The 25365-nt window shown below is 73.9% G+C and carries 18 protein-coding genes; 15 read left to right on the forward strand and 3 right to left on the reverse strand.

Annotated features, from left to right (window positions below; translation table 11 throughout):
• Window positions 1-17: 17 nt before the first annotated feature.
• The 5 genes from ACF1BE_RS17120 to ACF1BE_RS17140 all read left to right on the forward strand — a co-directional run bounded on the left by ACF1BE_RS17120 (window position 18) and on the right by ACF1BE_RS17140 (window position 9149).
• Entirely contained in the window at window positions 18-1298 is a 1281-nt protein-coding gene (locus ACF1BE_RS17120) for a carbohydrate ABC transporter permease (RefSeq protein ID WP_392199831.1), read from the forward strand.
• Complete coding sequence (locus ACF1BE_RS17125) at window positions 1295-2206, forward strand: carbohydrate ABC transporter permease (RefSeq protein ID WP_392199832.1); 912 nt, start codon at window positions 1295-1297, stop codon at window positions 2204-2206. Before ACF1BE_RS17120 ends, ACF1BE_RS17125 begins: the two co-directional genes overlap by 4 nt.
• Window positions 2207-2392: 186 nt before the next feature.
• Complete coding sequence (locus ACF1BE_RS17130; RefSeq protein ID WP_392199833.1) at window positions 2393-4609, forward strand: CDP-glycerol glycerophosphotransferase family protein; 2217 nt, start codon at window positions 2393-2395, stop codon at window positions 4607-4609.
• Window positions 4610-4733: 124 nt separating this feature from the next.
• Window positions 4734-6935, forward strand: coding sequence for a CDP-glycerol glycerophosphotransferase family protein (locus ACF1BE_RS17135; protein ID WP_392199834.1), 2202 nt, complete (start codon window positions 4734-4736; stop codon window positions 6933-6935).
• Between the two features lie 6 nt (window positions 6936-6941).
• Window positions 6942-9149: a CDP-glycerol glycerophosphotransferase family protein gene (locus ACF1BE_RS17140; RefSeq protein ID WP_392199835.1), complete on the forward strand. Its 2208-nt coding sequence runs from the start codon at window positions 6942-6944 to the stop codon at window positions 9147-9149.
• A 78-nt stretch (window positions 9150-9227) separates the two neighbouring features.
• Here the strand turns inward: ACF1BE_RS17140 and ACF1BE_RS17145 are convergent, their stop codons facing one another.
• On the reverse strand, window positions 9228-9641 hold the full coding sequence (locus tag ACF1BE_RS17145; RefSeq protein WP_392199836.1) for an organic hydroperoxide resistance protein: 414 nt from the start codon (window positions 9639-9641) through the stop codon (window positions 9228-9230).
• Window positions 9642-9765: 124 nt separating this feature from the next.
• Between ACF1BE_RS17145 and ACF1BE_RS17150 the strand changes: the two genes are divergently transcribed.
• Entirely contained in the window at window positions 9766-10263 is a 498-nt protein-coding gene (locus ACF1BE_RS17150; RefSeq protein ID WP_392199837.1) for a MarR family winged helix-turn-helix transcriptional regulator, read from the forward strand.
• Here the strand turns inward: ACF1BE_RS17150 and ACF1BE_RS17155 are convergent.
• Window positions 10211-11755, reverse strand: coding sequence for a glycosyltransferase family 39 protein (locus ACF1BE_RS17155; RefSeq protein WP_392199874.1), 1545 nt, complete (start codon window positions 11753-11755; stop codon window positions 10211-10213). The genes ACF1BE_RS17150 and ACF1BE_RS17155 overlap by 53 nt on opposite strands.
• Window positions 11756-11987: 232 nt before the next feature.
• Here ACF1BE_RS17155 and ACF1BE_RS17160 point away from each other — a divergent pair, with 232 nt between their 5' ends.
• From ACF1BE_RS17160 to galE, 3 genes are read left to right on the forward strand one after another with little or no spacing between them, the layout of a single operon-like run.
• Window positions 11988-13259, forward strand: a complete 1272-nt coding sequence (locus ACF1BE_RS17160; protein WP_392199838.1) for a glycosyltransferase family 87 protein — start codon at window positions 11988-11990, stop codon at window positions 13257-13259.
• Between the two features lie 42 nt (window positions 13260-13301).
• The gene (locus ACF1BE_RS17165) at window positions 13302-14939 is read left to right on the forward strand and encodes a glycosyltransferase (protein ID WP_392199839.1); all 1638 of its coding nucleotides are present in this window, start codon (window positions 13302-13304) and stop codon (window positions 14937-14939) included.
• A 17-nt stretch (window positions 14940-14956) separates the two neighbouring features.
• Window positions 14957-15937, forward strand: coding sequence for a UDP-glucose 4-epimerase GalE (galE, locus tag ACF1BE_RS17170; RefSeq protein ID WP_392199840.1), 981 nt, complete (start codon window positions 14957-14959; stop codon window positions 15935-15937).
• Between the two features lie 68 nt (window positions 15938-16005).
• Here the strand turns inward: galE and ACF1BE_RS17175 are convergent, their stop codons facing one another.
• Entirely contained in the window at window positions 16006-16641 is a 636-nt protein-coding gene (locus tag ACF1BE_RS17175; RefSeq protein ID WP_392199841.1) for a TetR/AcrR family transcriptional regulator, read from the reverse strand.
• Window positions 16642-16847: 206 nt separating this feature from the next.
• Between ACF1BE_RS17175 and ACF1BE_RS17180 the strand changes: the two genes are divergently transcribed.
• The 6 genes from ACF1BE_RS17180 to ACF1BE_RS17205 all read left to right on the forward strand — a co-directional run bounded on the left by ACF1BE_RS17180 (window position 16848) and on the right by ACF1BE_RS17205 (window position 25314).
• Complete coding sequence (locus ACF1BE_RS17180; RefSeq protein ID WP_392199842.1) at window positions 16848-17762, forward strand: ABC transporter permease; 915 nt, start codon at window positions 16848-16850, stop codon at window positions 17760-17762.
• 25 nt (window positions 17763-17787) lie between these two features.
• Entirely contained in the window at window positions 17788-18639 is an 852-nt protein-coding gene (locus tag ACF1BE_RS17185) for an ABC transporter ATP-binding protein (RefSeq protein WP_392199875.1), read from the forward strand.
• A gap of 111 nt (window positions 18640-18750) precedes the next feature.
• Entirely contained in the window at window positions 18751-21009 is a 2259-nt protein-coding gene (locus tag ACF1BE_RS17190) for a CDP-glycerol glycerophosphotransferase family protein (RefSeq protein ID WP_392199843.1), read from the forward strand.
• On the forward strand, window positions 21006-22670 hold the full coding sequence (locus ACF1BE_RS17195; RefSeq protein ID WP_392199844.1) for a glycosyltransferase family 2 protein: 1665 nt from the start codon (window positions 21006-21008) through the stop codon (window positions 22668-22670). The genes ACF1BE_RS17190 and ACF1BE_RS17195 overlap by 4 nt, the downstream gene beginning before the upstream one ends.
• Window positions 22671-22730: 60 nt before the next feature.
• Window positions 22731-23960 (forward strand): hypothetical protein, encoded by a 1230-nt coding sequence (locus tag ACF1BE_RS17200; protein WP_392199845.1) that lies wholly within the window; start codon window positions 22731-22733, stop codon window positions 23958-23960.
• A 94-nt stretch (window positions 23961-24054) separates the two neighbouring features.
• Complete coding sequence (locus ACF1BE_RS17205; RefSeq protein ID WP_392199846.1) at window positions 24055-25314, forward strand: hypothetical protein; 1260 nt, start codon at window positions 24055-24057, stop codon at window positions 25312-25314.
• Window positions 25315-25365: the final 51 nt, after the last annotated feature.

Here is a 25365-nt window from a genome sequence, read left to right on the forward strand (position 1 = left end):
CTCGCAGTCGCAGAAGCGTGACCGGCACCCGGAGGGCCGTGGCAGCGCTGTTCCTGCTGCCCGCCCTCGTCCTGCTGGGCGCGCTCGTGGTCTACCCGATCGGGTACTCGGTCGTCCGCAGTCTCTTCGACTCCTCCGGTGACCGCTTCACGGGTGTCGACAACTACCGGACCCTGTTCACCGACGACGGCATCCGTACGGCGCTGAAGAACAACGTGATCTGGGTGGTGTTCGCGCCGACGGTCTCCACCGCGCTGGGGCTGATCTTCGCGGTGCTCACCGAGCGGATCCGCTGGGGCACGGCGTTCAAGCTGGTCGTCTTCATGCCGATGGCGATCTCGATGCTGGCCGCCGGGATCATCTTCCGGCTGGTGTACGACCAGGACCCGGACAAGGGCGTCGCGAACGCCGTGTGGGTGGGGGTGCACGACACGTTCGCGCAGTCGTCGGCGTTCCCCAGGGCCCATCCGGGGCGTGAGTCGCCGCTGGTCGCCGAGGGCGGCGGGTTCGTCACGAAGGACGCCGTGCACGCCGGCCGGCCGGTCGTCCTGCCGCTCGTCGGTGTGGCGCCGGACCAGATGCCGGACGGCGCGGGGAAGGCCGCCGCCGCCAGGCCGGAGCCGGGCAGGATCACCGGCACCACCTGGCAGGACTTCACCCGTGGCAAGGGCGTCGGACGGCTGGGTGTGCCCGACCCGGCCGAGCTGGGGTACGCCGGGATGCGCGTCGAGGCGGTGAAGGACGGCAAGGTGGTCGCCACCGCGCGGGCGTCCGGTGACGGCACCTTCACCCTGCCCGCGTCGGCCGACGGGGCCCGGCTGCGGCTGCCCGCGGACAACTTCCGGGAGCCGTACGACGGGGTCGGGTGGCTCGGCCCGGCACTGGTGACCCCGGCGATCATCGGATCGTACGTGTGGATGTGGGCGGGCTTCGCGATGGTGCTGATCGCGGCCGGGCTCGCGGGCGTGCCCCGGGAGTTGCTGGAGGCGGCGCGGGTCGACGGCGCCAACGAGTGGCAGGTTTTCCGCAGGGTCACCGTGCCGCTGCTGGCCCCGGTCCTGGCGGTGGTCACCGTCACGCTGATGATCAACGTGCTGAAGGTGTTCGACCTGGTGTTCATCATCGCGCCGGGCTCCTCCCAGGACGACGCGAACGTGCTGGCGCTGGAGCTGTACCGCAAGGGCTTCGCGGAGGGCCGGCCGGGCGTGGCGAGCGCCATCGCGGTGTTCCTGCTGCTGCTGGTGATCCCGGTGATGCTGTTCAACATGCGCAGGCTGAGGCGGGAGGTACGGCGATGACGGCGACCGCCGACAGCATCGGGAAGACGGCTCCCGCGGGGGCGCCGGTGACGGCCCGCCGGTCGCTCGGCGGGAGGATCGCGGGGAGGCTGAGCGGCGGGCTCGTCCAGGCGTTCCTGGTCGTGGTGGGCCTGTTCTGGCTGGTGCCGACCATCGGCCTGCTCATCTCCTCGCTGCGCACACCGGAGGACATGAGCGCGAGCGGCTGGTGGACGGTGCTCAGCAAGCCGTCCCGGCTGACCGTGGACAGCTACCAGAAGCTGCTGGAGAACGGTGACATCACCCACTCGCTGGTGAACACCGTGCTGATCACGGTCCCGGCGACCGTCCTGGTCGTCGTGGTCGGCGCGCTGGCCGGGTACGCCTTCGCGTGGATGGAGTTCCCGGGCCGCGACTGGTGGTTCCTGGGCGTGGTGAGCCTGCTGGTGGTGCCCGTGCAGGTGGCGCTGATCCCGATCGCCGAACTGTTCGGGAGGATCGGGCTGTTCGGGACGATCTTCGGGGTGATCCTGTTCCACACCGGTTTCGGTCTGCCGTTCGCGGTGTTCCTGCTGCGGAACTTCTTCGCGGAGATCCCGCGGGAGCTGCTGGAGGCGGCGCGGCTGGACGGCGCGGGTGAACTGCGCCTGTTCGCACGGGTGGTGCTGCCGCTGGGCGGTCCGGCCATCGCATCGCTGGGCATCTTCCAGTTCCTGTGGGTGTGGAACGACATGCTGGTCGCGCTCGTGTTCACCAAGTCGGGGACCCAGCCGGTCACGGTCGCCCTCCAGACGCAGGTACGGCAGTTCGGCAACAACATCGACGTGCTGGCGCCCGGCGCGTTCCTGTCGATGGTGATCCCGCTGGCGGTGTTCTTCGCGTTCCAGCGGCAGTTCGTGTCCGGGGTGATGGCCGGGGCGGTCAAGTAGCCGTCGCACGGAGCGCCGTGGCGGGGGCGGGCCGGCAACGGCCCGCCCCCTCACGCGTTTTCGGGGCCGGCACACCGGGGCGGCACCGCGCCGTGGGTAGCCCGAATGCCGTACGGGCCGTAACCAAGTCACTCCGTCGGCCGTTGCCGGGCAGAACGCCCGCGCCGTCCGACCCATGGATGTCCCTTGCCCAGGTTCAGTGTCATCGTCCCCGCGTACAAGGTCCAGGCGTACCTCTCCGAGTGCCTGGACTCGGTGCTCTCGCAGTCGTGTCCCGATCTGGAACTGATCGCCGTGGACGACTGCTCACCCGACGCCTGCGGCGTGATCATCGACGAGTACGCGGCCCGGGACGCGCGCGTGAAGCCCGTGCACCTGGCCGCGAACCAGGGCCTGGGGCGGGCGCGCAACGCGGGCATGGCGGAGGCGACCGGCGACTACCTGGTGTTCCTGGACAGCGACGACACGCTCACCCCGGACGCGCTGCGGGCGGTCGCCGACCGGCTCAAGGAGACCGGTGACCCGGACGTCCTGGTCTTCGACTACGCACGCACGTACTGGGACGGCCGGACGGTGCGCAACCAGCTCGCCGGCCGGCTCACCGAGCAGGGTCCGGCGCCGTTCCGCCTGGCGGACCGGCCGGGGCTGCTCGGAGTGCTGATGGTGGCGTGGAACAAGGCCTACCGGCGGGAGTTCGTCGCGGGGCACGGCTTCCGGTTCCCGCCGGGCTTCTACGAGGACACCCCCTGGACCTTCCCGGTGCTGATGACCGCGGGGTCGCTCGCCACCCTGGACCGGGTGTGCGTGCACTACCGCCAGCGCCGGCAGGGCAGCATCCTCGGCACCACGAGCCGGAGGCACTTCGACCTGTTCGAGCAGTACGACCGGGTGTTCGGTTACGTCGACGAGCGACCGGAACTGGCCCGGTGGAAACCGGAGTTGTACCGCCGGATGCTCGACCACCATGCCGTGGTGTTCACCCGGCGGGGCCGGCTGCCGCGCGGCAGCCACGGCGAGTACCTGCGCCGGGCCCGCGCCCAGTGCCGCCGCCACCGGGTGCCGGGGGTGCGGCTGGAGCCGCGGCACGCCCTGGTCCGCTTCGGGCTGCACCGCACGTTCCGGGCGCTCCGGCTGGCCGCGGCCGTGCGCCGGCGCGCGGCACGGGCCGGGGTGGGCTGGGCCCGCGGGCTGCGCACCACCGCACTCCGGCTGCACTACCGCCTCCAGCTGTGCCTGCCGCTGCGCGCCGACCGGGCGGTGTTCACCGCGCACGAGGGACACGGCGGTGACCCGGCCGCGCTGGAGGAGACGTTCCGCGCGCTCGCCCCGCAGGTGCGGACCGCGTGGCTCGTCCGTCCCGGGCAGGAGCGGGCGGCCCCGCCGGGCGCGCGCCCGCTGACGCCCGGCACGGCCGCCTGCTGGACGGCGCTGGCCCGCTCGCGGTACCTGGTCAGCGACGCCGGCTTCGACGCGCGGATGCGGAAGCGGCCCGGACAGGTCTTCGTGCAGACCCGGCAGGGCACCCCGCTGGGCCACACGGGCCTCGACCTGCTGGAACGCCCGGCGGCGGCGCGGGGCACGGACTTCGCGGAGCTGCTGCGAGGCGTCGACCAGTGGGACCACGTCCTGTCCGGCAACCGGCACACGACCCTGACCTGGGAGCGGACGCATCCGGGCCGCTACACCACGCTGGAGTACGGGCTGCCCCGCAACGACGTCCTCCAGCGGGCGACGGCCGCGGACGTGGCCCGGCTGCGGGCGTCGCTGGGCGTCCCGGAGGGCGCGGTCGCGATCCTGTACGCGCCCGCCCACCGCGCGCACCTGCGCACCCAGCGGCCGCCGCTCGACCTGGAGCGGGTGCTGCGCCGGCTGGGCCCGCCCTTCGTGGTCCTGGCCCGCACCCACCTTCCCGTCCGGGGCAGCGGGATCATCGACGTCTCCGGCCACCCGGACCCGGCCGGCCTGTGCCTGGCCTCGGACGCACTGCTCACCGACCACGCGCCGGTCATGTTCGACTACGCCAACCTCGACCGGCCGATCGTGCTGCACACCCCGGACCGGGAGGCGTACGAGGCGGTCCACGGCACCTACCTCGACCTGCGGGCCTTCCCGCCGGGTCCGGTGACGCGGAGCGACGACGAGCTGATCGACGTCTTCGCCACCGGGCTGTGGTGCGGCACACGATCCGCAGGGCTGCGGGCGGCGTTCCGGGAGCGGTTCTGCCCGTGGGACGACGGGCGCGCCGCCGAGCGGGTCGTACGGCGGGTGGTGCTGGGCGAGACGGACCTGGCGCCGGCGGTGCCGCCCGGGGAGCGCGCTCCGGTGCCGGCGGCCGGTGCGCACGTCCCGCCGGCCGGCGCGCCGCAACCTTCCGGCCCCCTTCCCGTCACCGAGAGCCACTGAACACCGTTGGCCTTCCGGGAGTTCCCATGCCCCTCGGCTCGACGCGGCCCACCCCGAGCCGGCCGTCCACCTGGCGTCCGGCGAGCCGGCCCGGCCGCGTCCGCACGACGACAGAAAGAACAGAATGCCCCGCTTCAGCATCATCGTCCCCTCCCACGGGGTCGCCGGCCGGCTGTCCCAGGCGCTGGACTCGGTCCTCGGCCAGTCCTTCGGCGACCTCCAGCTGATCCCCGTCTGCGACGGCCCCGGAGCCCCCGCCGCCACGGTGGCCGCCGGGTACGCCGGGCGGGACTCCCGGGTCACCCCGGTCGACTCGCCGCCGTCCGAGGGCCTGGGCGGAGCGCGCAACGCCGGGATGCGGGCGGCGACCGGCGCGTACCTGCTGTTCCTGGACGGCGACGACCTGCTGCTGCCGGGCGCGCTCGCGGCGCTGGACGCCCGGCTGACCGAGACCGCCGGCGTGGACGTGCTCTACGCCGGGTACGAGCGCGCCCCCTGGTGGGAGGGCGAGCCCACGACCCCGGCCGCCCCCCTGCTGGCGAAGGCTCCCGACGGCGCCTTCGCCCCCGCCGCCGTGCCGGAGCTGACCGGCGTGCAGCTGCCGGCGTGGAGTGCCGTCTACCGCCGCGCCTTCCTCACCGAGCGGGACCTCACGTTTCCCGACAGCCACTTCACCGACCTCGGCTGGGGCGGGCTGGTCACCATCGCCGCCGAGCGGATCGCGGTGCTGCGCCAGTCCGTCGTACGGCACCGGCTGCGCCGCCAGGGCAGCCGGCTCAACCTGCCCGGCCCGCACCAGCACGCCCTGCTGGACCAGGTGGAGCGGGTCCTGACGGTGGCGGCCGAGCGCGGCCTGCCCGCCGAACGCACCGGCCCGCTGTTCGACCAGCTGTTCGCGGTGGTGCTGAAGACGGCGTCCCGGCCGGAGCGGCTGCCCTGCGGGCACCGGGCGTTCTTCCGCCGCGCGGCCCGCCTGCACCGGCGGCACCGGCCGGCCGGCCACCGGGCACCGGGCGGCAGCCTGGGCGTGCAGCACCGGCTGCTGGCGGCGGGGGCGTACAGCGCGTTCCGGGCCCTGCGCGGCGCCAACCAGGTGGCCGCCCGCTCGGCCGAGGCCCTGCCCCGCCCGCACATGCTGCGCACCCGGCTGCGCTACGCCCGCGACCTGCGCCGCCCGCTCGACCCGGACCTGGCCGTGTACTGCGCCTACTGGGGCCGCGGCTACGCCTGCAACCCGGCCGCGATCCACGCCAAGGCCCGCGAGCTCGCCCCGCACCTGCGCTCGGTGTTCCTGGTCGAGGCCGGTCAGGAGCACACGCTGCCCCAGGACGTGGAGTACGCGGTGATCGGCTCCCGACGCTACTGGGAGGTGCTGGCCCGCGCGACGTACCTGGTGAACAACGCCAACTTCGCCGAGGGCGTCGTCAAACGGCCGGGCAGCGTGCACCTCCAGACCCAGCACGGCACCCCGCTGAAGACGATGGGCGTGGACCAGTCGGCGTATCCGGTGGTGGCCGCGCAGTCCGGCAGCTTCGCCAGGCTGCTGGGCCGGGTCGACCGCTGGGACTTCAACCTGTCGTCCAACCGCCACTCCACCCGCATGTGGGAGCGCGCCTTCCCCGGCTCCTACGAGCACCTGGAGTACGGCTATCCGCGCAACGACGTCTACTGCACGGCGACCGCCGGGGACGTGGCGCGGATCCGGCGGGAACTGGGCGTCCCGGAGGGCCGCACGGCCGTGCTGTACGCGCCGACCCACCGCGACCACCACAGCGGCTTCGCGCCCGGCCTGGACCTGGAGGCGTTCTGCGAGGCGGCCGGCGAGGACGTCGTCGTCCTGCTGCGCGCGCACTACTTCTACGACCGGGGCCGCTCGCTGGGCTCGGACCGGATCATCGACGTGACCGCGCACCGCTCCTCCGAGGACGTCTGCCTGGCCGCGGACGCGCTGGTCACGGACTACTCGTCGATCATGTTCGACTACGCCAACCTCGACCGGCCGATCGTCGTGTACGCCGACGACTGGGACGTCTACCGGGAGACCCGGGGCGTCTACTTCGACCTGATGGCCGAGCCGCCCGGAGCGGTCGCCCGGACCCCCGGGGAGCTGGCCGCCGTCTTCCGCGACGGCTCGTACGCGGGTCCGGAGGCCGGGGCGCTGCGGGCCGCGTTCCGGGAGCGGTTCTGCGAGTTCGACGACGGGCGGGCCGCCGAGCGGGTCGTCCGGCGGGTGCTGCTCGGTGAGCCGCCCGAGGCGGTGCCGCCCGTGATCCCGCTCGCGGAACGCGTCCCCGCCCCCGCCGCCGCGACCCTCGTCAGGAGCTGACCCGCCGTGCCCCGCTTCAGTGTGATCGTGCCCTGTTACAAGGTGCAGGCCTTCCTGCCCGAGTGCCTGGACTCGGTGCTCGGGCAGTCCTTCGGCGACTTCGAGCTGATCGCCGTGGACGACTGCTCCCCGGACGGCTGCGGCGCCATCCTGGACGAGTACGCCGCGCGCGACCCGCGGGTGACGGTGCTGCACCTGCCGGAGAACGCCGGCCTCGGCCGCGCCCGCAACGCGGGCATCCCGCACGCCACCGGCGACTACCTGTTCTTCCTGGACAGCGACGACACCCTGACCCCGGGCGCGCTGCGGGCCATCGCCGACCGGCTCGCGGAGTCCGCCGACCCGGACGTGCTCGTCTTCGACTACGCGCGCACGTACTGGTGGGGCGGCACCCGCCGCAACGTCCTCGCGCACATCCTGGCCGAGGCCGGCGCGGAGACCTTCACGGCGGCCGGGCGCCCGGAGATCCTGGATCTGCTGATGGTGGTGTGGAACAAGGTCTACCGGCGGGAGTTCGTCGCGGAGAACGGCTTCGCGTTCCCGCCCGGCTACTACGAGGACACCCCCTGGACGTTCCCGGTCCTGCTCAGCGCCCGCCGGATCGCCGCGCTGGACCGGATCTGCCTGAACTACCGGCAGCGCCGGCAGGGCAACATCCTGTCCACCACCAGCCGCAAGCACTTCGACATCCACGACCAGTACGAGCGGGTCTTCGCCTTCGTCGGACAGCGCCCGGAGCTGGCCGGCTGGCGGCCGTACCTGCACCGCAAGATGGGCGAGCACTGCCTGGACATCCTCGCCAAGCCCGACCGGCTGCCGCCCGCCGACAAGGCCGAGTTCTTCCGGCGCACGGCGGAGCTGTTCCGCCGGCACAGGCCGGAGGGCGCCCGGGTGGACGGCGAGGTCGCCGTGCTGGAGGGCTCCTGGACCGGGTACCGGCTGCGACGGCAGACGGCGCGGGCCGGCCGGGAGGCGGCGCGGCGGGCGGTCCAGGCGCGCCGGGCGGCCGGCGTCCGGGCCCGCGCCGGCTGGACGTCCCTGCACGCCCGCCGGCCGCTCGACCCGCACCTCGTTGTCTACTCGGCGTCCTCGCACCAGGGCCTGCTCGGCGACCCGGCGGCCGTCTACGCCGCCGCCCGCGAGATCGCCCCGCGGCTGCGCGGGGTGTGGGTGGTGCGGGACGCGGAGACGGCGGCGCGGCTGCCGGCCGATGTGGAGCACGTGATCGTCGGCTCCCGGCGCTATCTGGAGGTCACCGCGCGCGCCACGTTCTTCGTGAACGACGTGAACTGGCCCGGCACCCTGGCCAAGCGGCCCGGCAGTGTGCACATCCACACCCACCAGAGCACCCCGCTGAAGTACCTGGGCGCCGACCTGCTGGACAAGCCGGGTGCCCGGCTCGGGTTCGACGTGCCGCAGATGCTGCGCCGGGCCGACCGCTGGGACTACGGCCTGGTCGCCAACCGGCACTCCGAACTGGTCTGGGAACGGGCCTTTCCCTGCCACTTCACCTCGGTGCGCACCGGCAGCCCGCGCAACGACGTCCTGGTGAACGGCGGCACCGGCGACTTCCGGGAGCGGCGCGGCATCCCGGCGGACCACACGGTCGTGCTGTACGCGCCGACCCGCCGGGACTACCGCCGGAGCGGCCACGTGGACCGGATCGACCTGGCCCGGTTCGCGGCCGACCTCGGGGAGGGGCACACGCTCGTCGTCCGGCTGCATCCGTCCCTGGCGAACGGCCCGGCCCGGGGCCTGGGCCTCACGGAGCTGGACCGGCGCGGCATCGTGGTCGACGCGACCGGTGAACCCCACGTGGCGGAGGTGCTGCTCGCCGCGGACGTGCTGGTCACCGACTACTCGGGCGTGATGTGCGACTACGCCAACCTCGACCGGCCGATCGTGGTGCACGCCGACGACTGGCCCGCGTACACCGCGAGCCGGGGCACCTATGTCGACATCACCGCCGAGCCGCCGGGTCACGTCTCGTACTCCTACCCGGAACTGGCCCGGTTGTTCGACTCGGGCGCGTGGCGGGACGAGGAGTCGGCGCGGCTGCGGGCGGAGTTCCGGGCCCGGTTCTGCGAGTTCGACGACGGGCGGGCCGCCGAACGGGTCGTACGGACCCTGCTGCTGGGTGAGCCGATGCCGGACGCGGAGTCCACGCGGATCCCGGGGCAGGCGGCGGCCCCGGACTCGCTGGCGTCGGCGTGAGGGGCGCGCGGCCGGCCCGACCGGAGCGCTGAGGGGGCCGGCCCCGGCAGGGACCGGCCCCCTCGCGGGGCGGCGTGACTACTCGATGACGAGGTCGACGTCGATGTTGCCGCGGGTGGCGTTGGAGTACGGGCAGACCTGGTGGGCGGTCTCGACCAGCTTGCGGCCGGTCGCCTCGTCCACGGTGCCGGGCAGCTCGATGCGCAGGGTGACCTTCAGGCCGAAGCCCTCGCCCTGCTTGCCTATGCCGACCTCGGCGGTCACCGCGGCGTCGCTGACGTCGACCTTGGCCTGGCGTCCGACGAGACCGAGGGCGCTGCCGAAGCAGGCGGCGTAACCGGCGGCGAAGAGCTGCTCCGGGTTGGTGCCCTGGCCGTTGCCGCCCAGCTCCGCCGGCATGGCGAGCGCGAGGTCGATCCTGCCGTCGGAGGAGACGGCACGGCCCTCGCGGCCGTGCGTTGCGGTGGCGACAGCGGTGTAGAGCGCGTCCATGGAAGACCATCCCTCTCGATGTGGGGTGCGTTGCCGGATCCACCGGGGATCCGCGACGACCACAAGTAGAGCACACAATTAAATTGTGCACAATCAGATGGCACGCAAGAGCTATCCTGGACTCATGACCACCACGCCCGACGCCCCCGGAGCCGGAGCCCCCGACACCGACTGGCTCCGCCTCGACCGCCAGATCTGCTTCTCCCTGCACGCCGCGTCCCGCGCCTTCAACGGCGTCTACCGCGTGATCCTCAAGGACCTGGGGCTCACCTACCCGCAGTACCTGGTGCTCCTCGTGCTGTGGGAGCGGGGCGACCTGCCCGTCAAGGCACTCGGCGAGCAGCTGCGGCTCGACTCGGGCACGCTGTCCCCGCTGGTCAAGCGACTGGAGGGGGCGGGACTGGTGCGGCGCGAGCGCAGCACCGAGGACGAGCGGTCGGTGCGGGTCCGGCTCACCGACGAGGGTGCGGCCCTGCGCGAGCGGGCCCTTGAGGTGCCGCGCCGGATCATGACGGCGACCGGCTTCGACCTCGCGGAGATCGCCGGACTGCGCGCCCGGCTGGACGAGCTCACCACCGCACTGGACGCGGCGGCCCAGGCGGAGTCCCGGGGCGCGCGCTGACCGGAGTCCCGGGGCGCGCGCCGGCCGGGCGGACGTAGAGCCGCACGGTCAGCAGACCCCGTACGGACTCCCGCCCCGCGGCGAACTCCTGCCAGAGCACGGACAGTTTGGCCCGCTCGGTGGGGTCGCGCGGAACCCAGCGGCCGGCGAGCAGCCTCCGGTCCGCCACCACCCACACCCGCTCCAGCCGCGCCAGCCTGCGGCGCAGTTCACCGGGGCCGGCCTCCCGCCCGTACAGGGTGCCCGACCCAGCCGCCCCCGCCACCAGCGCCAGGTCACGCGTCCCCCGGAACGCCCGCGGATACGTGAGCGCCGCGTTCCGCGTCTGCGCCGGCAGGAACAGCACCGGCTCGCCGGCTCCCACCTCCCGCGCGGCCACCCGGGAGACCGCGGCCAGGTCGTCGGGCCGCCGGGCCGGATCGCGGTCCTGCTGGAGGAGGGGGAACTGGTGGAGCAGGGAGAGGGCGACGGCCAGGACACCGGCGAGGGTGAGCACCCGGGGCCGTACGGCCAGGGCCCCGGGCAGGCCGGGCCGGCGCCGGCCCGGCCACGGGCGCTCCAGCACTCCCGCCAGCCGGTCGGCCCCCACGGCCACCACCAGCGGCGCCCCCGACAGCGCGTACAGCACATACCGGTCGACGTACAGCGGTGAGACCTGCGAGGCCAGCATCAGCAGGACCGGCGGCACCACCGCCACGGGCAACCCCACTCCCGCGCACGTCAGTCCGCCGCGCCGCCCCGCCACCCCGGCCAGCCCGAGCAGGGCCAGCCCGAGACACACCCAGTACACCTCGTCGGCCGGCCCGAGGAATCCGCGCAGCAGCCCTCCCGCCGTCTCCGCCGTGGGCGGCCGCAGCCACGCCACCTGCGCGGCCTGCCCCCGCGACACCAGCACCATCGGCAGCAGCGCGAGGCCCACCGCACCCGCCGCGGCACCGAACCGCCGCCACGTCCGCGCTCCGGTCCGCGCGAGCGCCAGCGACACCGCGTGCGCGAGCGCAAGAAGGACCGCGAACTCGTGCAGCCAGCAGGTGAGTCCGAGGACGGCGCCGTACGGCCACCACGAGCCGCCCTGCACGGCACGGACGAACAGCAGCGTCGCGCAGGTGGCGCCGGCCGCGACGAGCGCGTAGGAGCGGCCCTCCTGGGCGTAGTGGCCGGCCATCGGGGTGACGGCGTAGAGCAGGCCCGCCCACAGGCCCACCCGCGGCCGGGCCAGCCGGCAGCCGAGCGCGGCCACCAGGCCCGCCGTGACGGCCGCCGCGCACACCGACGGCAGCCGGAGGACGACCTCGCCGGGGTGCACGGCGAGCACCGCGTGCACGAACAGGTAGTACAGGCCGTGCACCGCGTCCACGCCGTGCAGCAGCCGCCAGATCTGCGGCACCGTACGGCGCCCGACCTGGAAGCTGACGGCCTCGTCGCGCCACATGCCGCCCCGGTCGAGTCCCCACAGCCCGAGCGCCGCCGTCACCAGCGCGGGCACGCCCACGGCGGCGACGCCGACCAGCCGCTCCCGGGAACGCCCGGGCGTCCGGCGGGGCGCGTGGCCCGTCACACCCGCCGGCGCGCCGGTGGTCGCTCCAGCCGCCCGACGTGACTGCGGTTGCACAGGAAGCCCGACGTTCACCATGGCCCGATCTTTTGCGATTAGCCAACCTTTGTGCGTCATTGACGGCGTATCGACATGGATACCCCATCCGCTCGGCTTAGGCTCCCATGTGATGAACCGTCTCCGTGTCACCCCCGGCCCGGTCCTCGCCCTCACCGCCCTCTGGCTGGCCACCCGTGCCCTCATGCTGTGGCTGCTCACGCACGGCACCGCCCCGCTGCTGGGCGGGGGCTCGGTGGCCCGGGAGGTGTGGCGGCTGTACTTCCACTGGTACGGCGTCCTCGCACACGGCTCCTTCCCCGTGCACGACACGCTGTGGCAGTACCCGCCGGGTGCGGGCGCGGTGCTGCTGGCGCCGGGCCTGCTGCCGTGGCTGACGTACTTCCAGGCGTTCGTGCTGCTGACGCTGGCCGTGGACGCGGTGACCGCGGCGGCGCTGGTCCGCGCGGGGACCCGGCCCGGACGCAGCCTGCTCGGCGCTGCCGTGTGGACCGGCGGGCTGCCGCTGCTGCTGCACCTGCCGCTCGCCCGGTACGACGCCGAGGTCACCGCCCTGGCCGTGCTGTCCCTGCTGGCGTCGGCACGTTCCCCGCGCGCGGGAGGGGTGTTCGGGGCCCTGGGCGCGCTGGTGAAGGTGTGGCCGGCGCTGGTGCTGCTGGGCACGCCCCGGGGGCGGCCCACCCGTACCGCGTGGACGTGGGCGGCGGTGACCGGGACCGTGAGCTTCGGCCTGCTCGCCGCCTTCCTCGCCCACCCGATGTCCTTCCTGCGGGAACAGAGCGGCCGGGGCGTGCAGATCGAGTCGCTCGGCGGCACGGCGCTGAACCTGGCCCGGCACGCCGGCTGGCCGGGCCGGACCCGTTACCAGTACGGCGCGATCGAACTCACGGGCCCGCACGTGCACGCCGTGGCCACGGCCTCGCTCGCGCTCACCGCGCTCGCGTTCGCGCTGCTGCTGCTGTGGCGGCTGCGGGCGCGGCGCTGGAGCGAGGCCACGCCGTACGACGCGGCGCTGAGCGCGGTGCTGCTGTTCACGGTCACCAGCCGGGTCATCAGCCCCCAGTACATGATCTGGCTGATCGGGCTCGCCGCCGTCTGCCTGACCTCACGCCGCACCAGTCAGCGCCCGGTGGCGGTGCTGATCCTGGCGGCGTCCGCGCTGAGCACCGTCGTGTTCCCCATGTACTACCGGGAGGTGATCGACGGCACGTGGGCCGGCTGTCTGCTGATGCTGGCCCGCAACGGGCTGCTGGCCGTCGCCGCCGTGCTGTCCTTCGTCCGGCTGTGGCGGGACGCGCGGCCACCGGCCGCGGAGACCGTACCGCCGATGAAACCCCGGCCCGCTTCCGACCGCCTTCCCGCCCGGGCACTCAGTACCCGGTAACGGGATAATGAGGTACATCCCGCACGCCCGGCCGTGGACCCCATGCCCCCAGAACCGCGAGAACCGCACCCGGCACCCCAGGCCGCCGTCGTCGTCATCGGCTACGACGACCGCGCCCATGTGGCCGACGCCGTGCGCTCGGCCCTGGCCCAGGGGCCGGCCGTCGCCGAGGTCATCGCCGTGGACGACGGCTCCACCGACGGCAGCGCCGGGCTGCTCACCCGGCTGGCCGACCGGGAGCCGCGGCTGCGGGTGCTGCGCCGGGAGGTGAACAGCGGCGGCTGCGGCAGCCCGCGCAACGCCGGGATCGACGCGGCGACGGCGCCGTACGTGATGTTCCTGGACAGCGACGACGTGCTGCCGCCCGGTGCCGTGGACGCGCTGCTCACCGCGGCCGTCGGGGCGCACGCCGAGGTCGCGAGCGGGCTGTGCGTGCGCCGGGAACAGCCGTCGGGGCGCGAACAGCCGTGGCAGGCGTTCCTGTACCCGGCACACCGCGTCCTCGCCCGCCCCGCCCAGCTCCCCCGGCTCGTCCACGACACGCTGTGCGTCAACAAGCTCTACCGCACCGGCTTCCTGCGCGACCACGGCATCCGCTTCCCCGAGGGCCGGTTCCGCTACGAGGACTTCGTCTTCACCGCGCGCGTGCTGGCCGCGAGCCCGCGCGTCGTGCTCGTACCGGACCGGGTGTACGTGTGGCAGGTGCGCCGGTCGGCCGAGCGGCTGTCGCTCTCGCTGGACCGGGAGCGCGTCGAGAACTGGGCGGCGCGCGTCGAGGCGTGCGCGCTGGCGTACGACATCCTGCTGGGCGCCGGGCAGAAGGAGCTGGCCCGGGCGGCGCGCGCCAAGTTCCTCGACCACGAGCTGCGCATGTACGTGCGTGAGCTGGGCCTGCGGGACGCGGACCACCAGCGCGCGTGGTGGACGCTCACCCGGCAGTACCTCGCGCGCTACGACGCCGCCGACTGGGAGCCGGACCCCGCCGCCCCCGGCCGGCTGCTCGGGCGGGTCCTGCTGGCGTCCCCCGAGCCCCGCGACCTGCCCCGCCTTCGGGAACTCGCCGCCCGCCCGGCGCGCCTGCTCCCGCCCTACGCCCGCACCCCCGACGGCGTCCCGGTCTGGTCCCCCGACCTCCCCCAGGTGTCCCTGGCCCCGTTCCTGGCCCGCCCCGTCGCCTCGCTCCCCCTCGCCGTGGACGCGGAGCTCCGCCCGCGCGCGCGTGCCTCGGTCCTGCGTCTGCGGCTGCACGAGCTGTACGGCAGGGTGGCCGGGGCGGGCCCGGCCGAGGTGGACGTGGCGTGGCACGGGCGCGAGGACGGCCGCACGCGCGGGCGCGCGACGGCCCCGCTCACGCCCTCCGGGCCCGACACCTGGTCGGCAGAGGTGCCCGTCGACCTGGCCGCGCTCGGCTCCGGCGTCTGGGACCTGCGCCTGACCCTGCGTTTCGCGGGTGGCGGGCGGCGGAAGGTCACGGCGCACGCCCGGACGGGCGCACGCCGGCTGCGCCGTCACGCCGTACCGAGCGCCGCGCACGGCGTACTCCTGGCCCATCCGTACGCCACGCACTCCGGCGCACTGGCACTGCGCGTGGCGAGTGGTGTACGCGGCGCACTCGCCGTGGCCCGCGGCCGGCTCCACCGTCGCCTGCTTCACTGGGGCCCGGGCCAACCGACGAGCTGACGAGGGGACGGCCGCACATGACCTGGCTGATCACCGGCGGTGCCGGATACATCGGGGCGCACGTCGTCCGGGCGATGACCGAGGCGGGCGAGCGCGCGGTCGTCTACGACGACCTGTCCACGGGGCTCGCCGCGCGCGTACCCGGCGAGGTGCCGCTGGTGCGCGGCTCCACCCTGGACGGGGAGCTGCTGGCGCGCACGCTCGCCGGGCACGGGATCACGGGGGTCGTCCATCTGGCGGCGAAGAAGCAGGTGGGCGAGTCGGTGGACCGGCCGCTGCACTACTACCGGGAGAACGTCGAGGGCCTGCGCGTACTCCTGGAGGCGGTGACGGCGGCGGACATCCCCTCCTTCCTCTTCTCCTCCTCGGCGGCCGTCTACGGCATGCCCGACGTCGACCTGGTCACGGAGGAGACCCCCTGCCGCCCCCTCTCCCCCTACGGCGAGACGAAACTGGCCGGCGAGTGGCTCGTGCGCGCCACGGGCCGGGCGACCGGCCTCGCCACCGCCTCGCTGCGCTACTTCAACGTGGCGGGCGCCGCCACACCCGAACTGGCCGACACGAGCGTGTCCAACCTGGTCCCGATGGTCTTCGAGCGGCTCACCGAGGGCGCCCGGCCCCGCGTCTTCGGCGACGACTACCCCACCCCCGACGGCACCTGCGTCCGCGACTACATCCACGTGGCCGACCTGGCCGAGGCGCATGTGGCCGTCGCCCGCGCCCTCGCCTCCGCCCCGGGCACCGGCCTGACGCTCAACATCGGCCGCGGCGAGGGGGTCTCCGTCCGGGAGATGATCGACCAGGTCAACGCGGTCACCGGTTACGACCGCCCCCCGACCGTCACCGCCCGCCGCCCCGGCGACCCCGCCCGCGTGGTCGCCTCCGCCGCCCGCATCGCCACGGAACTGGGCTGGCAGGCCAAGTACGACGTCCAGGACATGATCACCTCGGCGTGGGAGGGCTGGGTCCGCAGCCATCCGCAGGCGGCACGCTCGTAGAGGGGACACGGCCCCGCCGAGCGCGCCGGCCGGGGCGCTCGCGGGTCATCCGGACGACAGGCCCCGGGTCACAGCGCCCTGAGCGCCGCCGCCGTGGCCCGCGCCAGCTTCTCGAGGTAGCCCTTGGGGGGCTTCGGGGAGCGGATGACGACCGATCGCCAGTACAGGGGGCCGGAGATCAGGTCGAGGGCGAGGTCGGGGTCGACGCCGGCGCGGAGTTCGCCGCGTTGCGCCGCCGCCGCCACGATCCCGCTGGCGACGCCCTCCTGGCCGTCCCGCAGCGCCTTCTGGAAGGCCTCGGCGAGGTCGGGGTTGCGGGCGGCCTCGGCCTGGAGGTCGGGGATGACCTGCGAGGCGACCGGGTGCCGCAGGGCCCGGGAGGTGACCTCGTAGAGCAGGCGCAGGTCGCCCTCCAGGGAGCCGGTGTCGGGGACCGGGAAGCCCGTCACCGCCAGGGCCGAGACGACGTCCAGGACCAGGTGGAGCTTCGAACGCCAGCGCCGGTACACCGCCGTCTTGCCCACGCCGGCCCGCCGCGCGATGCCCTCGATGGACATCCGCGCGTACCCGGCCGCCGCCAGTTCCTCGAAGACGGCCGCCCGGATGGCCTCGGTCACGTCCTCGCGGAGGACGGCGGCCCCGGCGGGGGCCCGGCGGCGCGGACGCGCCGGCTCGTGGGCGGGCTCGGCGGCGTTCGTCGTCATGCCGCACAGCATAGGCCGTAGCGACGAAACGGTTGCGTTCCGACGTGCATTGGGCCTACGCTCACGTTGCGACGATACGGTCCCGTCCCGACGTAAGAGAACGTGCAGAGAAACGCGGGGAAACGCCGGGCGACGGGACACGGACGCGGCGACCCCGGCGGCAGCCGGACGCAGCAGCCCCCTCCCCCCGAGCGAAAGCAGCGGATGTGAGCCAGGTCCTCCACACACCGCCCCCCACCCGGGCCCGGACCGACGACGACCTGGCGGCCCTGGCCGCCCGGCACGGCCTGTCGGTCAGCGGTGCCCGCCCCTCCCTGCCGGAGTACGTCCGGCAGCTGTGGGCGCGGCGCCACTTCATCGGCGCGTTCGCCACCGCCAAGCTCACCGCCCAGTACAGCCAGGCGAAGCTCGGCCAGCTGTGGCAGGTCATGAACCCGCTGCTGAACGCGGCGGTCTACTACTTCATCTTCGGTGTGCTGCTCGGCACCAAGCAGCACGTGCCCGACTACGTGCCCTTCCTGGTCACCGGCGTGTTCATCTGGACCTTCACGCAGAGTTCGATCATGGCGGGCACCCGGGCGATCTCCGGCAACCTGGGCCTGGTCCGGGCCCTGCACTTCCCGCGCGCCGCGCTGCCGATCTCCTTCGCGCTCCAGCAGCTCCAGCAGCTGCTGTTCTCGATGGCCGCACTGGTCGTCATCCTGCTCTGCTTCGGCGTACCGGTCGCGGCCTCCTGGCTGCTGGCGGTCCCGGCGCTCGTCCTCCAGTTCACGTTCAACGCCGGCGTGTCGATGATCGTGGCCCGGATGGGCGCCAAGACGCCGGACATCGCCCAGCTGATGCCCTTCCTGCTGCGTACGTGGATGTACGTGTCCGGCGTGATGTGGAGCATCGACAAGATCACCAAGCACGACCACCTGCCGCACCTCGTGACCGTCCTGCTCCAGATCAACCCGGCCGCCGTCTACATCGACCTGATGCGGTTCGCGCTGATCGACAGCTTCCACGCCAGGTCCCTGCCGCCGCACGTGTGGGCGGCGGCCACCGGCTGGGCCCTGCTCGCCGGCATCGGCGGCTTCATCTACTTCTGGAAGGCTGAGGAGACGTACGGCCGTGGCTGAGCAGACCCCCGGGACCACCGGGACCATCGAGACCGCCGGGAAGACCGGGACCAGTGGGACGACCGGGAAGGTCCCGACCGTCGTCGCCGACCGCGTCGACATCGTCTACCGGGTCAACGGCACCGGGGCGGGACGCGGCTCCGCCACCGCCGCCCTCAACCGCATCCTGCGCCGCAGGCAGACCGAGCAGGCGGCCGGTGTGCGCCGGGTGCACGCGGTGCGGAAGGTGTCGTTCGTCGCCTACAAGGGCGAGGCGATCGGGCTCATCGGCACCAACGGTTCCGGTAAGTCCACCCTGCTCAAGGCGGTCGCCGGGCTGCTGCCGGTGGAGAGCGGGCAGATCTTCACCGACGGCCAGCCCTCCTTGCTCGGCGTCAACGCGGCCCTGATGAACGACCTCACCGGCGAACGCAACGTCCACCTCGGCGGCCTCGCCATGGGCATGTCCCGGGAGCAGGTCAAGGAGCGCTACCAGGACATCGTCGACTTCTCCGGGATCAACGACAAGGGCGACTTCATCACCCTGCCGATGCGCACGTACTCCTCCGGCATGGCCGCCCGGCTGCGGTTCTCCATCGCCGCCGCCAAGGACCACGACGTCCTGCTGATCGACGAGGCGCTGGCCACCGGCGACCGCTCCTTCCAGAAGCGTTCCGAGCAGCGGATCCGCGAGCTGCGGCAGCACGCCGGCACGGTGTTCCTGGTCAGCCACAACAACAAGTCGATCCGTGACACCTGCGAACGGGTCCTGTGGCTGGAGCGCGGCGAGCTGCGCATGGACGGGCCGACGGAGGAGGTCATGAAGGAGTACGAGGCCTTCACCGGCGAGAAGAAGCCGGCCGCCAAACCGGCCGCCAAGCCGGTCGCCAGGACCTGAAGGACCCCGAACGGACTCCTACGCCGGGCACACTTATCCCTTTCATCCGTTTAATGACAATATGTTATGAAAGGTGTGCACGGAGACATCGAGCCGAAGGAGCCCCCCGCGATGCCCCAGCTGAGCGTGATCGTCTACGGGCCGAACACCCAGGGGCATCTCACCGAACTCCTCGACTCCCTGGACGCCCACCCGCTCACCGACGCCGAGGTGATCGTCGTCGCGGTCGGCGAGTGGGCGCGGGAGACGGCCGAGCGCCACGCCCCGGACACGGTCACCGTCACTCTGCCGGAGGGCACCGGTGACGCGGCGGCCCGGGCGGCCGGCGCCGCCCGGGCGTCCGGCCGCTGGCTGCACTTCGTGCACGCCAAGGACGGTCTGCCCGCCGGCGCGCCCCGCCTGATCGCCGAACGGACCGCCGAACTGGACGCCACCGGCACCGGCGACGCCCCCGGTGCCACGGGCGGCACCGGCACTCCCGGCGACCCGGACACCCCCATCGACGTGCTGCTCTTCGACCACGTCACCACCACCTGGCAGACCGCCGCCACCCCCTCCCGCGACGGCCGCCACCTCGCCGCCGTCGGCCGGGCCCCGCTGTCCCTGGCCGGGGCCGCCCACCTGCTGCGCCTCGCCCCACTGCTCGGCAATCGCGCGCTGCGCGCCGCGTTCTGGCGGGCGCACGAGGAACAGCTCACCACCGACGACGAGCCGCGCGCCGCCCACGCGGCCCTGCTGTACGCCGGCCGCGTCGCCTGCCTGAACCAGGCGGCGTACGAGAACCGCGTGCTGCGCCCCCAGAGCCTGCCGCCGCGCGCCCCCGAGGACCGGCTCGCCCTCGTCGACCGCTACGAGTCACTGCTCCCGCTCACCGGGGAGCGCCGCGCCGTACGCACGGTGCTGTACAACCTGATGGTGCGTGACCTGCTGCGCACCTTCGCCCGCGAGGACCTGCCCGACCCCGTGGCCCGCGAGTTCTTCCGGCGCGCCTCGCTGGCGGCGCTCCGCTGGCGCCCCGAGGGCCATCAGCGGCCGGCGGGGCTGGAGGGCGTACGGCACGCGCTGCTGGAGGAGGGCGCGTACCACCGCTACCGCGCGTTCCAGGCCGCCAACCGCAGCCGCCGCGCGGCCCGCAAGGCCGTACGGGCGCACAAGCGGCGGCTGGGCGCGAAGGTGCGCGACCACCAGTACCGCCGCGCCCTGAACCGCCCGCTGCGCCCCGACCTCGCCGTCTTCGCCGCGTACTGGGACCGCGGGGTCGCCTGCAACCCGGCCGCGATCGCCGCGAAACTCGCCGAACTCGCCCCGCACATCCACCCGGTGTGGGTGGTGACCGGGCAGAACGCGGCCCTGCTGCCGCCCGGCACCGACCACGTCGTCCCCGGCACCCGCCGCTACTGGGAGACCCTGGCCACCGCCACGTACCTGACGAACAACGTGAACTTCCCCAACGCGGTGGTCAAACGCCCCGGCCAGATCCACCTCCAGACCCACCACGGCACCCCGCTCAAACGCATGGGGCTGGACCAGATGGACCACCCGGCCGCCGCCAAGGGCCTGAACTTCGCCGCCCTGCTGGCCCGGATCGACAGGTGGGACTACAGCGTCAGCGCCAACAGCCACTCCACCCGCATGTGGGAGCGCGCCTACCCGGCCCGCTACACGTCCCTGGACCACGGCTACCCGCGCAACGACGTCCACTACGCGGCCACCGCGGCCGACGTCCGCGCGGCCCGCGCCCGCCTCGGCATCGCCCCCGGCACCACGGCCGTCCTTTACGCCCCCACCCACCGCGACTACGAGGCCGGCTTCACCCCCCGCCTCGACCTCGCCGCCCTCGCCGACCGCCTCGGCGACGGCACGGTCCTCCTCGTCCGCGCCCACTACTTCTACGGCGGCGCGGCCTCCCCGCTGACCGGCCTGCGCCGCTCCGGCCGGATCATCGACGTCTCCTCCTACGACCCCGTCGAGGAACTGTGCCTGGCCGCCGACGCGCTGGTCACGGACTACTCCTCGATCATGTTCGACTACGCCAACCTGGACCGTCCCATCGTGATCCACGCCGACGACTGGGAGACGTACCGCACCACCCGGGGCGTCTACTTCGACCTGATGGCCGAACATCCCGGCCAGGTCGCCCGCACCCAGGAGGAACTGGTCGAGATCTTCGCCTCCGGTGCCTGGCGCGACGAGAGCGCGGCCAAGGCGCGGGCCGCGTTCCGGCGCCGGTTCTGCGAGTACGACGACGGACGCGCCGCCGAGCGGGTCGTACGGCGGGTGTTCCTGGGCGAACCGGAGGAGTCGCTGCCGCCGGTGCTCCCACTCGAGGACCGCACCCCCGCCCCGACCCCCGAGGAGGCCACGGCATGACCCGCCCCGACGTCACGGTCACGGTCATCGTCTACAACGACGCCGCCCGCCTTCCCCGCGCGGTCGCGTCGGTGCGTGCGCAGACCCACCCCGACATCGAGATCGTCATCAGCGACGACCACTCCGAGGACGACACACCGGCCGTGGCCCGGGAGCTGGCGGCCCGCGACCACCGCATCCGCTACCTCCGCCTGCCCCGCAACAGCGGCGGGTGCAGTGCCCCCCGCAACCGGGCCGTGGAGATCGCCCGGGCGCCGTACCTGATGTTCCTGGACAGCGACGACGAACTCCCGCCGCGGTCGGTCGAGTCGCTGCTCGCGGCCCACCGCGAACGCGAGGTGGACTTCACCATGGGCGCGGTCCGCCGGGTCCGGGTGGACACCGGCCGCCGCTCGACCTGGATGCCGCACCTGGTCGCCGAGCGCCGCACGGTGGAGGGCATCGGGGCGGACCCGCGGCTGTTCTTCGAGCACCTGTCGACCAGCAAGATGTACGCCCGCTCCTTCCTGGACCGCCACCGGCTCCGCTTCCCCGAGGGCATCCACTACGAGGACCAGCTGTTCTCGGCGCAGGCGTACTGCCTGGCGAAGGCGTTCACGATCATCCCCGACCCGGTGTACGTCTGGTACATCGAGCCGTTCGCCGACGCGGCCTCCGCCTCCATCTCCAACCAGCGGCACATGATCTCCAACGTCCGCGACCGCGTCCATGTCCAGCACCTCATCGACGACTTCCTGGTGAGCAGCGGGCGCGCCGGGCTGCGGGCGGACAAGGACTACAAGTTCCTCAAGCACGACTTCCGGATGTACGCGGGCGACCTGCCCTACCGCGACGAGGAGTGGCTGACGTCCTTCGCCGGCCTCGTGAACCCCTACCTGGACACGCTGGCCCCCGAGGCGTACGCCCGGCTGCCCCGCGCCGAGCGGGTGGTGCTGGAGCTGCTGCGGGACGGCCGGCTGTCCGAGGCCCGGCTGGCGGCACGCGGGCTGGGGCACGGGGTGGCGCCGAGGCGGGTCACGGCCGACGCGGCGGGCGGCCCGTACTGGGGCGACACCGTCCCCGCCACGGACCGCGCCCGCCGTGAACTGGACCTCTCCGAGCTGGAACTGGACACCCGGCCCTTTCCCACGGCCCAGTTCCGCCACGAGATCACGGCACTGACCCCCGGCCCCGGGGCGTCCCTGGCCCTCGCCCTGCGCACCTACGACCCCGGACTGCGCCTCCCGGTCGGCCCGCAGCGTGCCTGCCTGCTGCTCTCCCCCGGCGGGCGCCGCATGAGGGTCCCCTTCCGGCTGGACCCGGTCCGGCCCGGCGTGTTCGAAGGCACCGTCCGCCTCGACCTGGCCACCGCGCAGCTTCCCCTCCAGGGCTTCCAGGGCGTACGGCACCCGCTGGTCCGCCTGGACCAGCAGGGCCTGTCCCACACCGGCCTCCTGCTGGCTCCGCTGGACTTCCCCACGCGCCGGATCCGCGTGCCCTACCGCTCCGGCACCACCCCGCACGAGATCGTCCTCGAACCGGAGGGCCGCAACCCCGGCCGCCTCCAGCTGCGCTGGCGCCCGGTGGGGGTGACGGCATGGGTCATCGGACCGGTGGTACGGCACGTGGCCCGGCCTCGGGTCCGCAGCGCCGCCCGGCTGGTGGCGAGCCTGCTGAGGTGAGGCGGGCGCAGGGCACCGTTCCGCCGAGCCGTACCCGCACCGCACCCCCGTGGAGTCGCCGTGGCCCAGCTGGTCCCTCCGTCGGCCGTCACCTCCGGCCGGCCGCCCGGCGGCACGCCCGACAACCTGCGGGCCCGGCTGCGCGAGGCGGTGCGCCGGCAGCCCGTGCACGTCACGTTCGTCCCGCGCGAGACATACCGTGCCGTCGCCGTCCAGCTGACGCTGTCCCTCCTCGGATACACCGTCCTGCTGCTGCTGAACCGGCATCTCGGCCACGGGGTGACGAGTGTGCTCGGCCGCTGGGACGCGGCCAACTACCTGTCCGTGGCCGCGCACGGCTACCCCGGCCGGCTCACCTTCCGGCCCGACGGAGTGCCCGACTACAACACGCTCGCCTTCTTCCCCCTGGTCCCCGGGCTGATCCTCGCCGTGCACGCGGCGACCGGACTGACTCTCGCCCATGCCGGCGTGCTGGTCTCCTGGGTGGCCGGGGCGGTGGCGGCGAGCGGGGTGCACACTCTGGCGCGGGCCGTCGTCGGCCACCGCGCCGCCCTCGTCTGCGTGGGGCTGTGGGCGTGTTCCCCGTACGCGTTCGTGCTCTGGATCCCGTACTCCGAGGCCGTGTTCACCGCCGTGCTGATGTGGGCGCTCGTGGCCCTGGTGGCCCGCAGGTGGGTGACGGCGGGGCTCCTGTGCACGCTGGCCGGGACGGTCCGTCCCACCGCGTCGGTGCTGGTCGCGGTCACGGCCCTGACGGGGCTGGTGGCGGTGGCCGGCCGCCGGGACGGCCTGCGGCCCCTGGCCGCGACGGTGCTGGCTCCGCTGGGTCTGGTCGGCAGCTGGCTGTACCTCGGCAGCAGGATCGGCTCGGTCACGGGCTGGTTCGTGGCGCAGCGGGCCTGGGGCCAGTCCTTCGACCTCGGTCGGGGCACCCTCCAGTTCCTGCGCCACGCGGCCGGGGAGCACTCGCCCGACATGCGGTACGTGGCCGTGCTCACGGCGATCGCCGCCGTCGCCGTGGGGACCGTCGCCCTGGCGGTGGACCGGCGGGTGCCCTGGCCCCTGGTGCTGCTCGTGGCGGGCGCCTGGCTGCTGATGGTCGGTGTGTCCGGCGCGCCGTTCTCCAAGCCCCGTTTCATGCTGCCGTTCCTGCCCGTCCTGCTGCTGCCGCCGGCGCCCGCACTGGCCAGGGCCCGGCGGGAGGTGCGCTGGATGGTGTACGGGAGCGGGGCGGTGTTCGCCGGCTGGTACGGGGCCGGACTGCTCGCGCTGTTCCGGCCGGCGCCCTGACGTCCGGTACGCCGGAAAGACCCTGCTATAGGCTGAATCGTCACGCTCGGCCCTGCCGGCCCCTGTTCCCGCACCGACCGGACTGGAGAGACCCTTGGACGGCGCAGCGGCTCACCTCGCCCGCCTGCGGGCGCTACCCCTGCTCGCCGCCGTGGCCTTCCTCGTCCTGCACGTCTTCGCCTATCCGGCGACCCGCTTCTCCAACGACTCCTACCGCTACGCCCGCGAGGCCTACGAGTTCCTCGGTGACTCCCCCCGGCAGGCACGGCAGCAGGCCGTCGCCGCCTACTGCGCCGACACCGCCCGGCTCGTGCACCGCAACCGCCTGCTGGACCAGAGGAGGTTCCGGGAGCCGGGACGGGAGGCTGCGTACCGGCACACCTGCGAGGCGCGGTACCGCCACGGGCTCGCCCCGACCAGCGCGAAGTACGAGCGCATCTTCCGCACCCGGCCCGGATACCCGCTGATGGCCGCGCCGTTCGTGGCGCTGCTCGGCGCCAAGGCGGGCCTGACCGCGGTGGCGCTGGCCTTCACGACGGCCGCCGGATGGCTCGTGTACCTGCTGCTGCGCGCGCTGCGCTCCCCGCCGCCGGCCGCCCTGCTCGGCCAGGTCCTGTACTACGTCACGCCGCTCGCGCAGTGGGGCGGGCGCCCCCTGTCCGAAGGGCCGGTGGCTGCCCTGATGACGGTCCTGCTGCTCGCCTCGGTCTGGCTGCTGCACGGCAGGGTCGCGCGGGGCGCGCCGCTCTTCGCCGGCGCCTTCGCCCTCGGCTCGGCCGTCAAGTACTCCAGCTTCCTCATCGTCGGGTCGTTCGTCGCGGCGGCCGCGTACGCGGCTCTGGTCCTGGTCCGGCGCGCACGGCACCGCGGCACCTGGGTGCTGGCCGGGCTCGCGACGGCCGGCACGGTGGCCGTGCTCGCCGTCAGCAGGGCGTTCGGGCTGCCGGGCATGACCGACTCGTTGCAGGACATGTTCACGCTGCACTGGACCTACCCCGAGGTCGCCGGCCCCTGGCGGTCGCTGCTCCGGCTGGACTTCTCCTACTGGTGGCAGTGGCTCCAGCGGGAGGCCCTCGCCCCGCTGCTGCTCACACTCCTCGCGGCCGGCGGGTGGGGGCTGTGGAAACGCTCGGTGCCGGTGGCCCTGTGCGTGCTCGCGACGGGCCTGACCGGATTCGCGACCATGGCCGCGCACCCGCTGGCCGTGGAGCAGGACCGGCTCTACGTCCAGGTCTGGCTCATCCCCGTGATCGGCCTGCCCCTCGCCCTGGAACGGCTGTGGCGGCGAGGAGGTTCGGCACCCGCTCCCGGCGGCGACCGGACCGCCGGGGAACCGGCCGGCTGCGCCACCTGACCTCTCCCGTTCCGGGGCCCGGCGGAAAAAGGGAGGCGCCCCGGACCGTCA

Source organism: Streptomyces sp. NPDC014991 (genome assembly GCF_043080665.1).
GTDB lineage: Bacteria > Actinomycetota > Actinomycetes > Streptomycetales > Streptomycetaceae > Streptomyces.

Excerpts from the sequence above, each read along its gene's own strand:
- ACF1BE_RS17125 (WP_392199832.1), top strand. The coding sequence starts at position 1,295 with ATGACGGCGACCGCCGACAGCATCGGGAAGACGGCTCCCGCGGGGGCG.
- ACF1BE_RS17135 (WP_392199834.1), top strand. The coding sequence starts at position 4,734 with ATGCCCCGCTTCAGCATCATCGTCCCCTCCCACGGGGTCGCCGGCCGG.
- ACF1BE_RS17145 (WP_392199836.1), bottom strand. The coding sequence starts at position 9,641 with ATGGACGCGCTCTACACCGCTGTCGCCACCGCAACGCACGGCCGCGAG.
- ACF1BE_RS17150 (WP_392199837.1), top strand. The coding sequence starts at position 9,766 with ATGACCACCACGCCCGACGCCCCCGGAGCCGGAGCCCCCGACACCGAC.
- ACF1BE_RS17160 (WP_392199838.1), top strand. The coding sequence starts at position 11,988 with ATGAACCGTCTCCGTGTCACCCCCGGCCCGGTCCTCGCCCTCACCGCC.
- ACF1BE_RS17165 (WP_392199839.1), top strand. The coding sequence starts at position 13,302 with ATGCCCCCAGAACCGCGAGAACCGCACCCGGCACCCCAGGCCGCCGTC.
- galE (WP_392199840.1), top strand. The coding sequence starts at position 14,957 with ATGACCTGGCTGATCACCGGCGGTGCCGGATACATCGGGGCGCACGTC.
- ACF1BE_RS17175 (WP_392199841.1), bottom strand. The coding sequence starts at position 16,641 with ATGACGACGAACGCCGCCGAGCCCGCCCACGAGCCGGCGCGTCCGCGC.
- ACF1BE_RS17190 (WP_392199843.1), top strand. The coding sequence starts at position 18,751 with ATGCCCCAGCTGAGCGTGATCGTCTACGGGCCGAACACCCAGGGGCAT.
- ACF1BE_RS17195 (WP_392199844.1), top strand. The coding sequence starts at position 21,006 with ATGACCCGCCCCGACGTCACGGTCACGGTCATCGTCTACAACGACGCC.